At 72.0% G+C, this 12956-nt stretch carries 17 protein-coding genes; 4 read left to right on the forward strand and 13 right to left on the reverse strand.

The genetic code is table 11. The features are described 5' to 3' along the window. Nucleotides 1-23 precede the first annotated feature (23 nt). The 12 genes from ACWGJ2_RS04360 to ACWGJ2_RS04415 all read right to left on the reverse strand — a co-directional run bounded on the left by ACWGJ2_RS04360 (nucleotide 24) and on the right by ACWGJ2_RS04415 (nucleotide 6782). A complete protein-coding gene (locus ACWGJ2_RS04360) occupies nucleotides 24-503 on the reverse strand; it encodes a single-stranded DNA-binding protein (protein ID WP_453344417.1) in 480 nt (159 codons plus the stop codon). A gap of 2 nt (nucleotides 504-505) precedes the next feature. Further along, entirely contained in the window at nucleotides 506-1027 is a 522-nt protein-coding gene (locus ACWGJ2_RS04365; RefSeq protein WP_453344418.1) for an HNH endonuclease signature motif containing protein, read from the reverse strand. 139 nt (nucleotides 1028-1166) lie between these two features. Continuing rightward, on the reverse strand, nucleotides 1167-1331 hold the full coding sequence (locus ACWGJ2_RS04370; RefSeq protein WP_453344419.1) for a hypothetical protein: 165 nt from the start codon (nucleotides 1329-1331) through the stop codon (nucleotides 1167-1169). Next, nucleotides 1328-1804, reverse strand: a complete 477-nt coding sequence (locus tag ACWGJ2_RS04375; RefSeq protein WP_453344420.1) for a hypothetical protein — start codon at nucleotides 1802-1804, stop codon at nucleotides 1328-1330. The genes ACWGJ2_RS04370 and ACWGJ2_RS04375 overlap by 4 nt, the downstream gene beginning before the upstream one ends. Further along, a complete protein-coding gene (locus ACWGJ2_RS04380) occupies nucleotides 1801-2478 on the reverse strand; it encodes a zinc finger domain-containing protein (protein WP_453344421.1) in 678 nt (225 codons plus the stop codon). The genes ACWGJ2_RS04375 and ACWGJ2_RS04380 overlap by 4 nt, the downstream gene beginning before the upstream one ends. Next, a complete protein-coding gene (locus ACWGJ2_RS04385) occupies nucleotides 2475-3413 on the reverse strand; it encodes a mucin-2 (protein WP_453344422.1) in 939 nt (312 codons plus the stop codon). Before ACWGJ2_RS04385 ends, ACWGJ2_RS04380 begins: the two co-directional genes overlap by 4 nt. A gap of 71 nt (nucleotides 3414-3484) precedes the next feature. After that, a complete protein-coding gene (locus tag ACWGJ2_RS04390) occupies nucleotides 3485-4081 on the reverse strand; it encodes a hypothetical protein (protein WP_453344423.1) in 597 nt (198 codons plus the stop codon). Then, nucleotides 4078-4692 (reverse strand): hypothetical protein, encoded by a 615-nt coding sequence (locus ACWGJ2_RS04395; protein WP_453344424.1) that lies wholly within the window; start codon nucleotides 4690-4692, stop codon nucleotides 4078-4080. The genes ACWGJ2_RS04390 and ACWGJ2_RS04395 overlap by 4 nt, the downstream gene beginning before the upstream one ends. Then, nucleotides 4689-5738 (reverse strand): ERF family protein, encoded by a 1050-nt coding sequence (locus ACWGJ2_RS04400; protein ID WP_453344425.1) that lies wholly within the window; start codon nucleotides 5736-5738, stop codon nucleotides 4689-4691. Before ACWGJ2_RS04400 ends, ACWGJ2_RS04395 begins: the two co-directional genes overlap by 4 nt. Then, nucleotides 5735-6100, reverse strand: a complete 366-nt coding sequence (locus tag ACWGJ2_RS04405) for a hypothetical protein (protein ID WP_453344426.1) — start codon at nucleotides 6098-6100, stop codon at nucleotides 5735-5737. The genes ACWGJ2_RS04400 and ACWGJ2_RS04405 overlap by 4 nt, the downstream gene beginning before the upstream one ends. Next, on the reverse strand, nucleotides 6097-6456 hold the full coding sequence (locus tag ACWGJ2_RS04410; protein WP_453344427.1) for a hypothetical protein: 360 nt from the start codon (nucleotides 6454-6456) through the stop codon (nucleotides 6097-6099). Before ACWGJ2_RS04410 ends, ACWGJ2_RS04405 begins: the two co-directional genes overlap by 4 nt. 146 nt (nucleotides 6457-6602) lie before the next feature. Further along, nucleotides 6603-6782, reverse strand: coding sequence for a hypothetical protein (locus ACWGJ2_RS04415; RefSeq protein WP_453344428.1), 180 nt, complete (start codon nucleotides 6780-6782; stop codon nucleotides 6603-6605). A 482-nt stretch (nucleotides 6783-7264) separates the two neighbouring features. On the opposite strand from ACWGJ2_RS04415, the gene ACWGJ2_RS04420 reads away from it, so the two are divergent. The 4 genes from ACWGJ2_RS04420 (at nucleotide 7265) to ACWGJ2_RS04435 (ending at nucleotide 11461) form a co-directional block, all read left to right on the forward strand. Next, complete coding sequence (locus tag ACWGJ2_RS04420; RefSeq protein ID WP_453344429.1) at nucleotides 7265-7702, forward strand: helix-turn-helix domain-containing protein; 438 nt, start codon at nucleotides 7265-7267, stop codon at nucleotides 7700-7702. 18 nt (nucleotides 7703-7720) lie between these two features. Further along, entirely contained in the window at nucleotides 7721-8089 is a 369-nt protein-coding gene (locus ACWGJ2_RS04425; protein ID WP_453344430.1) for a hypothetical protein, read from the forward strand. After that, nucleotides 8086-9696 carry a recombinase family protein gene (locus ACWGJ2_RS04430; protein ID WP_453344431.1) on the forward strand — a complete coding sequence of 537 codons (1611 nt, stop codon included), beginning with the start codon at nucleotides 8086-8088 and terminating at the stop codon, nucleotides 9694-9696. Before ACWGJ2_RS04425 ends, ACWGJ2_RS04430 begins: the two co-directional genes overlap by 4 nt. Before the next feature lie 76 nt (nucleotides 9697-9772). After that, a complete protein-coding gene (locus ACWGJ2_RS04435) occupies nucleotides 9773-11461 on the forward strand; it encodes a long-chain fatty acid--CoA ligase (RefSeq protein WP_453344432.1) in 1689 nt (562 codons plus the stop codon). 82 nt (nucleotides 11462-11543) lie between these two features. Here the strand turns inward: ACWGJ2_RS04435 and ACWGJ2_RS04440 are convergent, their stop codons facing one another. Next, nucleotides 11544-12872 (reverse strand): MFS transporter, encoded by a 1329-nt coding sequence (locus ACWGJ2_RS04440; protein ID WP_453344433.1) that lies wholly within the window; start codon nucleotides 12870-12872, stop codon nucleotides 11544-11546. Between the last annotated feature and the right edge of the window lie 84 nt (nucleotides 12873-12956).

The following is a 12956-nucleotide window of genomic DNA, read 5'->3' on the forward strand; positions in this document are numbered from 1 at the left end:
TCGACCGGTCGCCGTGGGGAGCGTCAGAAGGGGGGTTCGTTGCCGAATCCGCCGTGTGTCTGCCAGGGGTCGGCGGCGGGCTGCTGCTGGCGTCCCCATCCGCCGGACTGCTGGCCGCTCTGGGCGTTGCCCTGCTGGCCGGTGGCCTTGGTGACGACGGCGGTAGCGCGCAGCAGGCTCGGTGCGATCTCGTCGGCGGTGATCTCGTACGACGACCGGCGTTTGCCTTCCTTGTCGTCGTACTGGCGTTGCTGGAGCTTGCCGACGACCACCACGCGCATGCCGCGGGTGATGGACTCGGCGACGTGCTCGGCCTGCTGACGCCACACGTTGACGGCGAGGAACAGCGGCTCGCCGTCCTTCCATTCGCTCGTCTGGCGGTCGAAGTGGCGGGGGGTCGAGGCGATGCGGAAGTTCGCGACGGCGGCCCCGGACGGCGTGAATCGCAACTCGGGGTCGGCAACAACGTTGCCAACGAAGGTGATCGGGGTCTCTCCAGCCATGGTCAGGCGGCCCTTTCGAGGGTGTCGGGGGTGGTGCGGGGGGTGAGGGGTGCGACGGGGGCGAGCTGCTGCTCGCGGGCCGCGGCGCGGGCGGCGCGCTGCGCTGCGCGGCGGCAGGAGCGGCATTTCCGGGTGCCGTTCTTCGCCACGTACGTGTTCGCCTCGTCGTAGGCGTGACCGGCCGGGCATACGCGGACGGCGGCGCGGCGGGCGACGTGGTTGGAGCTGGTGAGGATGTTCTCGCGGTGCGTGACGGCGCGGAGATGGCCCGGGGCGACGCACGCGCGGTTGCGGCAGAGGTGGTCTATGTCGAGACCGTCGGGGATCGGGCCGACCTGCTGCTCGTAGGCGTAGCGGTGGGCCTTGACGGTGCGGCCGTGCCAGAAGGTGCCGTAGCCGCGCTCGTTGGTGCTGCCGGTCCACTGGTGGCACGGGCCGATGGCGCCGCGAACGAGCGAGAGGGGGCCGTCGGTGTTCACCTTCGCGGTGAAACGGACCGCAGCAGGGATACGCGGGGGCGCCATCGTGGATCTACCTCCTACGGGACGTACGGGCCTCGACCTCGGTCTGAATGTTCCACCCGTGAGCGGTTATTGACCGCCCACGGGTGGACGATAGCGCCCATGGGTCACCCTTGGTCACCCGCGGACGCCCCCCGGGGTGCTACGCGGTGACCTCGGCTTCGGCCGCGGTGATGCTCCAACCGGCCTCGGTGAGCTCGTCGACGATGCGCTGCGCGACCTGCTCGGGCTGCTCGTCGTGCGCGTGCTCGGCGTCGGTGAGGGCGGCGCGCACCACGGCGAGGGCGGCCGGTGCGGGCCCGGTCACCGCTGCGCCCCCGTGATGTGCCGGGCGCGCCGGACGTTCTCCGGCCGCACGATGGCGGGCGGCGCCATCAGCGTGCGGGCATGCGTAGCGACCTCGGCCGCGAGGCGGTAGCGGTGGCGCTGCTCGGCCGCGCGCTGCACATCGAGCCGGCGAGCCCGTGCGGCTTCGTCGGCGGCGGCCTGCTGCGCGGCCTGGCGCTCGGCGAGCTGCGCGGGCCCGTCGACCTCGTACAGCGTGCGGTGCGCGCCGAACCCGAGGTGTTCCTCGACGATCACGTACGCGCCCTGTGCGGCCATGTCGCGGGCGATGCGGCGCGCCGCTCGCCGGTCAGGCGTGGTCTTGACGGCGGGGCGGTCGGGGTGGGTATCCCACGAGCCCGTGACCCGGTACGCCTTGGTGTTCTTCGTGGTGTCACCCGCGCTGGCCTTGCGGCGATGTGTGGGCCGCTCGGGGTGCTTCTTGTTGCGGTTCACGCGGTCGCTCCTGTCCGGGCGGTGTGAGTGGCGAGGGCGTCGTCGAGGCGGGACGGGTGCGGCGCCGAGCGGGGCACGCCGCGGTGGTTGCGGCACGCCTCACCCGCGCGGGCCCGGCAGTACCCGCACGGCACCGCGTACGGGTCCGGGCGGCCTGTGGCGACCAGGCGCTCGCGCTCGGCGCGGCGCGGCCGGAACGGGGCGAGCTGCTGTGCGACGGTGCGCGGCACGTACTCGCCGAGTGCGGCGAGGCGCTGCTCGACCTCGGCCGCGGGCCCGCCGGTCAGCTCCCGGTGCGTCGACGCGGGCGCGGCCCCGGTCGCGACTGCCTGCCGGGTGCCGACCAGTTCGGCGCGCCACGCGGCGACGTTGTCCGGGTCGGCAACCGGCGTCGGGTCGGTGTGGCGGCCGAGCACGTCGCGCCGGAACGCATGCCACGGCGCCGACACGTCCGACGGCTTGATCGGGTACGGGCTCGTCGCGATGTGGTGGCGTACGACCTTGGCGGCGTCCCACGGGCGCCCGGCGGGGTGCGGGGCAGTCGCGGGCACGTCCGACAGCAGGTCGCACCACTGGTCGAGCTGCGCCTCGGCCTCGGCCTCGCTGGGCGCGGCGAGGCGCGGGTCGAGGCGGGCCGCGTAGGCGAGCAGCGCGGCGACTTCCTGCGGGCTCACTGGGCGGCCCCCTGCGCGGTACGGCGGGCGAGGGCGGCGGCGAGGTGATCGGCGCCCTGCTGCGCGCGGGAGCGGCGCGGCTGCGCGGCGGCGAGCGGGATCACGTCGGCCCCGGCGGCGGGCTGCCATGTGCGCGGGTCCGACCAGACCTTGAGCCAGTACCGCGCGGGCTTCGGCTCCTCGCCGGGCGCGGTACGGCGGGCGACGACCTCGGCGAGCGCGGCGACGCCGTGCGCCTTCATCAGCCGGTGCACGTCGCGCTGTTCGCCGAGTCCGAGACCCCAGCGCACCGCGCGCCCCGCGTCGGCGAGCGCGTCGGCGAGCGGGTGCAGCTCGGGCACGAGTCCCGCGCGCGCGTGCTGCTGCTGTACTTCCGAAGGAAGTACAGGGGCCGGGTCGGGCCGGGGGGACCGTGACGGGTCCGCCCCGTCACGCTGTGACGACTCGCCCTGACCTGCGGCGGGGCGCCAGAACGCGCCTTGATTCGCGGAGGATTCGAGATTTTCCGCCGACGGATCGCCATCGAGTCGCGGAGGATTCACCGACGAATCCGAAGGATTGCGCTTCTGGTCGCGCCGTTCGGCAGCCTTCTCGCGGGCCCGCTGCTGTCGCTCGGCGGCCATCGCGCGGTCGCCCTCGACCTTGTCGCGGGTCGGGTTGTAGATCAGGAAGTCGTGCATCACGTAGTCGCCCGGCGCGGGCTGCGGGCAGCGCGGGCAGGCGTGGCCGTGCTCGTGCCAGAGTCCGGATGCGGTGAGCTTCCGGGCCTGCGGGGCGGTGCCGTAGAGCTGGGCGACCACGCCGGGGATGGCGCCTTCGGTGAGGTGCTGGGCGGCGTAGGCGCCCGCGCGCATCCACAGCCCGAGCGCGGCGTTACCGGCCTTCAACAGCTTCGGGTGCGCGTGCGCGGTGTCGTCAACCTTGAACCAAGGCAAGGTGGTTGCTCCTGTCAGGGGTGGGCGCCCGGGGCGAGGGGCCGGTCGGCTCTCCCTCGCCCCGGGGCCGGTCATGCGGCGGCGGGGTAGGGGTGAGTACGCGACGGCTGGTGCTCGTCGCACCGCGGGCCACAGGGGTACGGGCGCGCCGGGAGCGCCCCGCACGCGGGGTTGCCGTGCTCGCAGCCGCCCGGCGGGTTGTTGCACGCGTTGCAGTACCGGCGGCCGTCTGCGCGGTGGCGGCCGTGGATGCCAAGGTCGTGCCCGCAGGACGGCGGGCGGTGTGCCATGCCGACGACGGCGGCGAGGGCCGCGCGGTCGCGCTGCCGGGTGGCGCCGTCGTCGACGTGGGCCGGGTCGCAGCAGCGCGGGCGGTCGCACGTCGGGCGGACGGTGCCGACCGGCTCGCGGCCGGTACGCAGGATGAACGCAGCCTGATAGGCGGTGTAGTCGCGACCCTGGTGCCGGAAGCGCCCGGCGCCGGACGCGGTGGTGTAGCCGGTCCACTCTCTGTGCCCGCCCTCGACAACGGCCGTACGGGCGGCGAACGCGTGGGCCAGCCCCTCGGGGACGACGGCGACGGCGGTCTGTCCGGGCACGGGCGGCGGGAGCGGGGAGTCGAGCAGGCGGCGCGCGCGGTCGAGGGCGGTCGCGGGTTCGGTGCTCACGGGGCGCCCTCCTCGCCTGCGGTGATGGCGGCGAGCTGCCCGGCGAGGGCGCCCGTGCGCCACGCGTGGGCGGTCGCGGACTTACCGGACTTCTTCCACGTGATGCTGTGCGTGCGGGCGCTGGTGGGCTTCACCATCACCCCCGGCACCTCGTGAAACTCGCCGGTCGCCGGGTTGGCCCACCGTGCCGGTACCGGCTTGCCGCCCTCGCCGAGCCCGAGACCGACCGCGTCCATCTCGGCGAGCAGTTCGGCCAGGCGCCACGGTTTGACCGTCCGTACGACGCGGGTTTCGGTCCACTTCTCGTCGGGCCACGTGGCGCGCACCCATCGGGCTAGGGCTTCCTCGTCGACGACAACTGGCCCGACCGCGCCCTTACGGAGTGAGAACGTCGCGACCTGCTCGCCGTTGGGCAGGGTGGCGCCGATGCGTTCGGTGCCGTCGCGCTTCTCGGCGGCGTCGAGACCGGCTTGCAGTCGGGCACGTACAGCCTTCCGCGCGGCGGCGACGCGCTGCGCGAGCAGGTCGAGCGTGGCGGCCTGCGCGGCGAGTTCGCGCAGGTTCTCGACGGGCTGCTCAGCGGTGGCGGTGGTGGTGTCGGTGGTACTCACGCGGCGTCCCCCTTGGCGACGGCGTCGAGCAGGTCATCGCGCATCTCGCGGAGCTGGGCGACGGTCGCGGCGGCGGGCTGGCACTGGAACCGCGCGGCGAACGCCTCGGCGGCCTCGGCCTGGTCGGCGATCCCGGCGTCGCGGGCGGCGTCGTACATCTCGTCGAGCGCGGCGGCGTGCTCCTGCTTGGCGGGCTCGCCCGCAGCGTCGGCCCCGTCGTCGACCTCGTCGCGCTGCTGGCCCTTCGTCCACTGCATCGCGCGGCCCGGAGCGTCGGCGATCGGGCCGGGGCTTTGCGCGGCGGCGCGCTTCTGCGCGGCGATGGCGTCGAGGCGGGCGAGGTAGTCGGCCGGGGCACCCGCGGCGACGGCGGCCTTACGCACCTTCGCGAACTCCTGGGGCCCGCTCGCCTTGGCGGCCTCGGCGATGAAGTCGCGCGGCGGTCCGTCCGGCTGCGGTTGCTGGGGCGCGGGCTGCTCCCACGGGCCCGGTTCGGCTCGCTTGCTGCGCCGTGCCTGCTGCTGTCCCCCGCGGCGCTGCTGCTGGCGCTGGGCCTGCTCGGCGCGGTGCTCCGGCGGCGGAGCGGGTGTCTCGCGGTCCCCGTCATCGATGCTGCGGCCGTCCACAGGCAGCATGAACAGGGAGAACAGCAGGTACTTGAGTGCGGCTGACTGGGCCTTGTTGGTGCTCTTGTCGGCGTAGTCGAACGCCTCGCCTGGCACGTCCGCGACCAGGCAGTCACCCGCGGGCCCGTACACCCGGTACCGCATGGTGATCAGGGTCCGCGTCATCTTCCCGTCGCGCTGCTGGCTGTGTTCGGCGATGCTCGGCAGGATGAACAGACCGTGCGTGCGCATCGGGCCCGCCATGGCCGACATGACGTCGTCGATGCCGCGGAACTGGTAGTTCTGCTGCTCGTTGCGCTGGTTCTTGCCGACGGGCATCGCGTCCTTCATGACAGCGGCGATGACGGCGAACACGCGCGGGGCGTCCTTGGGGGTGTTCACGGGGGCGGGCTCGTACGTGCTCTCAACGAGGGCGTTCATGCGCTGGTCCTCTTCGTCAGGTGCGTGTGCGCAGCGCGGGCGGTGAGGTCGTCCGCAAGCTGCACGGCCTCGGCCGGGTCGAGGACGTGGTCGAGCTGCGCGTGTGGTGACAGCTCGCCGTACAGGGCGCCGCGGGTCGCGTCAGCGGCGGCGGCGAGCATGGCGCGGCCGTAGTCGGTGGCGTCCGGGTTGCACTGGGCGGCGTCGTACGCCTCGACGGCGCGGGCGTGCCGCGAAAGCAGGACGGCCAAGGTCTCGGCTTCGCGGGCGAAGGCTGCGGCGAGCTCGTCGAGCAGCACGTCGGGCCGGTCATCAGCCAGGCGGATAGCGCGGCCGTCGGCAGTGAGCTGCGGGCGGATCATGCGCGCAGCTCCTCGGGCAGCTCCGGCGCGTCGACGGACAGCTCGCCCGTGATGGCGTCGTAGACGAGCGGGCCCGTCCAGTCGGCGGAGGGGAGCAGGCGGCGCAGCAGGCCCCGGGCGGCGCGGTGCGCGTCCCGGTCGGCCGCGACGGGGCGGCCGTCGGCGTCGGCGAGGGTGACCCACGTGACGAGCCGGTCGTCGAGCTGCACCGGGACCGTGCGCACGCGGGCGGTGCCGGGCGCAATGGCGTCGAGCTGCCGCGCGATCACGTCGCGGCGGACAGCTTGCTGACGGGCTACGCGGGCGCCCTCAACGGCGAGGACAGCACGCGGCGTGCGGGTAGCCTTCTGGTTCACGGCCATTGCCTTTCGCTGGGGTGGTCGTGTCGGCCCGCCCCGGGTCGCATCCGGGGCGGGTCCAGGCGCCGCCCCGAGTCGCATTCGGGGCGGCGTTTCTGTTGTGGGTGCTGTACGGCTGGTCCGGGTCGCATCCGGGCCAGTTGTCAGGCGGCGGTGCGGGGCATCGCGGCCGGGGTCTGCTGGGCGCGCTGCTGGTGCTCCAGACGGCGCAGAGCGAGTTCGATCTCGGGGGCGAGGCGTCCGGCGGCGCGGTCGGCGTCGCGGCGGGCGCGGGCCCGGTCGAGAACGGCGCGGGCGGCGGCGAACGCCTGCTCGCGAGTCACGACGGCGGGGGCAGTCACGCTGCGGCCCGGATGACGAGGTGACGCGCCGGAACGCCGTAGTGCTGCTCCACGGCGGCTGCGACGGTCGCCGACGGGGCGGTGTGTCCGTGCCACAAACGCCAACCGGTATTCCGTGCAACCTTCAAGCGTTTTGCCAGGTCTGACGGAGTGCGGTCGCCCATGCCAGTGGCAATTTCAATCAGTAGAGAGCGGTCGTACACGTAGCCATGTTCCTTCCTCGGGCGGTCATTTATCGTCCGAGAGTGGAACGTTAGCATGGGTTTTCGTTCACGCTTGGTCGGTTTCTCTGGTGACTCTCCGTGATGGCGGATTGACATGGGGCCCGTGGGTCCGCACAATCGGCCACACGTTCGACAAATCGCCGCAGGTCAGGAGGGAGGTAACCAAATGGTTGGCCGGTTTTGTGCTCTTGGCTGGAAGCCGCCGGTTCGCCGATCGCCCGCGCGCGATATGTTCCACCCATGGAACGAAGGACCCGTAAGACCCCCGAGGAGTTCGCCACCTGGCTCCGAGACCAGCTCATCCGCCGCGGCTATGACCTCGGCATCCGCGGAGGCGGGCGAACCAAGTTCGCCGACGAAAGCGGCATTGGCCGCGCCACGGTTACCCGCATCCTGCGGGGCGAGAGCGCCACGGACACACAAGTCCTGGAGAAGATCGCGGCAACCCTCGGCGTCCCCTTCGGACAAGTTCTCATCGAGGCCGGAGTCGTCACCCCCGACCAGCTCGGCGCCGCACAACACCCGGAACGGGGACCGCGCCGCATCACCCCAGAGCAGGCCGCCGACGAGCTAGGCATCGAAGACGCCCAGGCCAGAAGGCTGTTCGTCTCCATGACTGAAACCCTGCAACGCACGCCACCCCCCGAAACCGGCGAGGGACGCCTCGCGCAGCCATAGCACCCGCACGGAGGCACAGTGACCCGCCGCTACATGCCCGCCCTCTCCCTGGCCCTACTCGCAGCCGGAGTAACAACGGGCCTGCTCGGCATCCTCGGCAACAACACAGACGTAAGCGGCGCAGGTCTGTTCCTCACGCTCGTTGCTGTCCCTCTCGTCATCGCTCGCATCATCCGCGGCGCGCAGACCGTCACCGCCGACCAACTCGCCGAGGCCGACCGCGCCGGATATCAGCGCGCCCTCGATCACGTCGCCCGGGGTTTGCTCGACCAGCACACCGCGCCCACCCCGGGTGGGCGCGTGACGCCCGAGCAGACGGCGGGCAACGTGATCCACATCTACCCGTACCCGCCCGCCACCTACCGAGAGGAACGAAAGGCCCAGTGAGACAGATACAGCCCACGTTCCAGGGCTCGCCGTTCGACGAGGACGGCGAGCCCTGGCTCGCATACATCCGCGTATCCACGTGGAAAGAAGAGAAGATCAGCCCCGAGCTACAGCGTGATGCCATCACCCAATGGGCCCGCCGTACCGGGCGCCGCATCGTTGCATGGGTCGAAGACCTCGACGTATCCGGACGCCACTTCAAACGCAAGATCATGAAGTGTATTGAACGCGTCGAAGCTGGCGAAGCACACGGTGTCGCTGTCTGGCGATACAGCCGCTTCGGACGTGACCGCACCGGCAACGCGATCAACCTCGCCCGGCTCCAAGAAGCCGGGGGAGAGCTTGAGTCGGCCACCGAACCTGTCGACGCCTCGACCGCCATCGGACGATTTCAGCGCGGCATGATCCTGGAGTTTTCCGCGTTCGAGTCAGATCGAGCCGGGGAGCAGTGGCGAGAGACGCACGACCACCGCCGATACAAGCTCCACCTACCCGCGCAGGGCCGGAAGCGGTTCGGGTACACCTGGCACCGCCGCTACGACCAGACCACAGGCAAACTGCGAGAGGAGAGCTACGAGCCAGACGACGCAGCACCGGCTGTCGCTGACGTGTACCGCGGGTACGTCGACGGGCACGGTTTCGGGGTCCTGTGCGGCGGACTCAACCGCGCCGGACACCGGACCACGCAAGGGAACCTGTGGAGTACCGAGACGCTGTCACGCTACATGGACAGCGGATTCGCGGCCGGTCTCCTGATCGTGCACAACCCTGAGTGCCGGTGCCGCAAGACCGATGGGACATGCAGGAACCGCGTGTTCATCCAAGGCGCGCAAGAAGAGCTGATCGACTTCGACCTATGGGGGCGGTATCGGCAGCGTCGCAAGGAAGTACAGGCCACCGCACCACGATCCCGGGACGGAATCTACGAACTCACGGGGTTGTGCAAGTGTGGGGGCTGTCGACTCGGTACCAGCATGAACACCGCGCGTCGCGAGGGCGTCAACGTCCCAGGATGGGCCATCCGGTGCAGCCTGCGCACGAAGTCGGGAGCCATGGCGTGCGACGGCGTGCACATTCCGCGGTTCATGGTCGAGGAAGAAGTGCGCGCGTGGCTCGCGCGCGAGGCCGCCCGTGGAATCGATACCGCTCCGCCCGCCGACACATCCCCAGAGCGAGACCTTGCCGCCGAGCAAGCCAAGAACACCCGCGCCCGAGCCCTAGCCCAGGCGGAGATCGACAAGCAGCGCCAGGCCCTCGCGCGACTGCGAGCCGAACGCGCAGCGACGCCGGAGGACTTCGGCCCTGGAGAGTACGAGGAAGCGGCCGACCTCATCCGCCGCAAGAGAGCAGAGGCACAGCAGCTACTCGATGACACCCCCGAAGTGGAGCCACTACCGGACCGCGCGGACTTCGTGCCCCTGGTCGTCGGCACGGTCGAGGAGTGGCCGACGCTCTCCACGCGCGAACGGAACATGATTCTGCGGAAGCTCATCCGTCGCGTTGCCCTGATACGGAACGGGCCCGGGGCTGAAAACCACGAGGTCGTGATACACCCGCTGTGGGAGCCGGACCCGTGGCCAGCGCCCAAGAAAGCTACCGAGAGGTAGTGACATACCAGGCGGTATGTGCGCAGAATCGTCCCACTCGTCGCGACGCAGCGATGGCGCCCACAGGGAGGACGCTGTGCGAAGCACAATGCAGGACGTACCGCTTACGATCAGCCGGATTCTGGAACACGGACGGTCCGTCCATGGACAGTCGACCGTAACTACGTGGACCGGCGACGCAGAACCCCAGCGCCGCACCTTCGCCGAGATCGGCGACCGCGCCGCCCAGCTCGCCCACGCGCTACGCGAGGAGCTGGGAGTTGAGCCCGGGAGTGTTTTGGCCACGCTGATGTGGAACAACGCCGAGCACGTCGAGGCGTACTTCGCCGTCCCCTCCATGGGCGCGGTGCTGCACACCCTCAACCTGCGGCTGCCCGCGGAGCAGTTGGTGTGGATCGTGAACCACGCGGCCGACCGCGTGATCCTCGTCAACGGCTCACTGCTCCCGCTGCTCGCCCCGCTGCTGCCGCGCCTGGAGCCCGTCGAGCACATCGTCGTGGTCGGCCCGGGCGACACCTCGCTGCTGGAGGGGTGCCGTCCGGCCGTGCACGAGTACGAGGCGCTGCTCGCCGGGCGCCCCGCCACGTACGAGTGGCCCGAGCTGGACGAACGGGACGCCGCCGCCATGTGCTACACGTCCGGGACGACGGGCGAGCCCAAGGGCGTGGTCTATTCGCACCGCTCCATCTATCTGCACGCCATGCAGGTCAACATGACGCAGTCGATGGGCCTGACGGACGCGGACACGACGCTCCCCGTGGTGCCGATGTTCCACGTCAACGCGTGGGGCCTGCCGCACGCCACGTTCATGACCGGGGTGGGCATGCTGATGCCCGACCGCTTCCTCCAGCCGGGCCCGCTCGCCGAGATGATCGAGGCGGAGAGGCCGACGCACGCCGCCGCCGTCCCCACCATCTGGCAGGGCCTGCTCGCCGAACTCGCGGACAAGCCGCGCGACATCTCCTCCCTCAAGACGGTCACCATCGGCGGCTCCGCCTGCCCGGAGGCGATGATGCGCGCGTTCGAGGAGGAGCACGGGGTGGAGGTGTGCCACGCCTGGGGGATGACCGAGACGTCCCCACTGGGCACCGTCTCCCACCCGCCGGGCGGGCTCACTCCCGAGGAGGAGTGGCCGTACCGCGTCAGCCAGGGCCGCTTCCCCGCGTCCGTCGAGGCGCGGCTGGCGGCGCCAGACGGCGGCTTCGCGCCGCACGACGGGGAGTCGCCTGGCGAGCTGGAGGTGCGCGGGCCGTGGATCGCCGGGTCGTACTTCGGGGGCGCGGGCGCGGAGCCGGTGCGCCCCGAGGACAAGTTCAGCCCGGACGGCTGGCTGCGTACGGGCGACGTCGGCGTGATCACGGCGGACGGCTATCTGACGCTGACCGACCGCGCCAAGGACGTCATCAAGTCGGGCGGCGAGTGGATCTCCTCCGTCGAGCTGGAGAACGCGCTCATGGCGCACGAGGCGGTGGCGGAGGCGGCCGTCGTCGCGGTGCCGGACGACAAGTGGGGGGAGCGCCCGCTGGCGACCGTCGTCCTCAAGGAGGACGCCGGGGACGTGACGTACGAGGACCTGCGTGCCTTCCTCGGCGAGCGCGTCGCGCGCTGGCAGCTTCCGGAGCGCTGGGCGCTGATCGGGTCGGTGCCGAAGACGAGCGTGGGCAAGTTCGACAAGAAGGTGCTCAGGAGTCAGTACGCGTCGGGCGATCTGGACGTCACCCACGTCACCGCCTCCGGCGGCGGCCCGGCACGCCCGGCACGGTGACGCGACGTTCTTGACGGCGGGGGCGGGCCCGGTTCCGGAACCGGGCCCCACCCCCTTACCGGGTTTACCGGGTTTACCAGGCCTACCGGGTGACGCCGCCCGACGCGGCCACCGCACCCCGGCGGCCCCGGCCGCCGTCGCGCCCCGCACCGCCCACGTACCCGAGCACGAGCCAGCACAGGGCGACCGCGCACACGCCCGTCCAGCCGAAGTGGGTGAAGGCCGGGCCCGCGAGCGCGGAGGCGGCTGCCGCGCTGATGAAGGCCACGACGATGTAGCCGGTGTTGGCCGCCGAGGGGGAGTCCGTCGAGCTCAGCGCGCGCATCTGGTTGGCGACCTGCCCCGCGACCAGCCCGGCGTGCACGAGCAGCGCCGCGGCGCACAGCGCCCACATCCGCTGTCCGCCCAGCCAGAAGAGCGGCAGCGCGACGGCGGCGAGTACGTAAGCGGCGTTGACGACGCGTCGCGCGCCGAAGCGGTCGACCAGGCCGCCCGAGAGGGGCGCGATCGCGGTGGCCGAGAGGCCGAAGAGGCCGAACAGCCCGGCGGTGCCCGTCGAGAGGTGGTACGGCGCGCCCGTCAGCAGCAGCGCCAGCGAGGTCCACAGCGCGCTCCACGCGCCGAACAGCCCGCTCTGGCGCGCGCACGCGCGCCGCAGCTCGGCCGACCCGGCGAAGGTGCGCGCCGTGCGGGCCATCCCCCGCAGCGGGTTCGCCGCACCGCCGCGTCCGGGGCTCCCGTCCGCGCGACGGGGCCGTACGTCGGCGGGCAGCAGCGCGGCCGTGCCGAGGCTGACGAGCACGGTCAGCACGGCGGAGCCGATGAACACGGCGCGCCAGCCGAACACGTCCCCGGCCATCGCGCCCAGCACCCGCGCCGCGACGATCCCGGTGAACAGCCCGGCGACGATCGCGCCGAGGTGCCGCCCGCGCCGCTCGGCCGGGGCGCGCTCGGCGACGAGCGGTACGAGGAGCTGCGGCACGACGGTGACGGCCGAGGCGGCGAAGACGGTGAGGCCGAGCACGGGGAGCCCCGGCGCGAGGCCCGCGCACGTCATGGCGACGCCGGCGGCGAGCGCGAGCGCGGCGACGAGGCGGCGGCGGTCGACCGTGTCGCCGAGCGGCGCGAAGAGGAGCAGCCCGGCCGCGTAGCCGAGCTGTCCGAGGGCCGCCACCCAGCCGAGCGCCGAGGCCCGCACGCCGAAGCCCTCGGCGATGAGGCCGAGGAGCGGGGCCGCGAGGTAGATGTTGGCGACGGTCACCGCGGTGCAGAGCGCGATGACGGCGAGCAGCAGCCCCGGCGGTACGCGTGTGTCGCGGACGGGAGCTCGCGCTGGTGCGCTCGCGGAGCTGGGAACGGTGGTGGAGGTGTCCGTGGGGGTGGGGGCGGGGGTGGTGGACGAGGGCGGCATGCGGTCCCTTCTCTCGGCTGGCCAACATGATCAACCAACCTGTTGGTTGAAACATTTCCAGGAGACACGGCGCACTGTCAACCA

The sequence above is a fragment of the Streptomyces sp. NPDC054796 genome (assembly GCF_053611545.1).

Excerpts from the sequence above, each read along its gene's own strand:
- ACWGJ2_RS04360 (WP_453344417.1), bottom strand. The coding sequence starts at position 503 with ATGGCTGGAGAGACCCCGATCACCTTCGTTGGCAACGTTGTTGCCGAC.
- ACWGJ2_RS04365 (WP_453344418.1), bottom strand. The coding sequence starts at position 1,027 with ATGGCGCCCCCGCGTATCCCTGCTGCGGTCCGTTTCACCGCGAAGGTG.
- ACWGJ2_RS04400 (WP_453344425.1), bottom strand. The coding sequence starts at position 5,738 with ATGAACGCCCTCGTTGAGAGCACGTACGAGCCCGCCCCCGTGAACACC.
- ACWGJ2_RS04440 (WP_453344433.1), bottom strand. The coding sequence starts at position 12,872 with ATGCCGCCCTCGTCCACCACCCCCGCCCCCACCCCCACGGACACCTCC.
- ACWGJ2_RS04405 (WP_453344426.1), bottom strand. The coding sequence starts at position 6,100 with ATGATCCGCCCGCAGCTCACTGCCGACGGCCGCGCTATCCGCCTGGCT.
- ACWGJ2_RS04420 (WP_453344429.1), top strand. The coding sequence starts at position 7,265 with ATGGAACGAAGGACCCGTAAGACCCCCGAGGAGTTCGCCACCTGGCTC.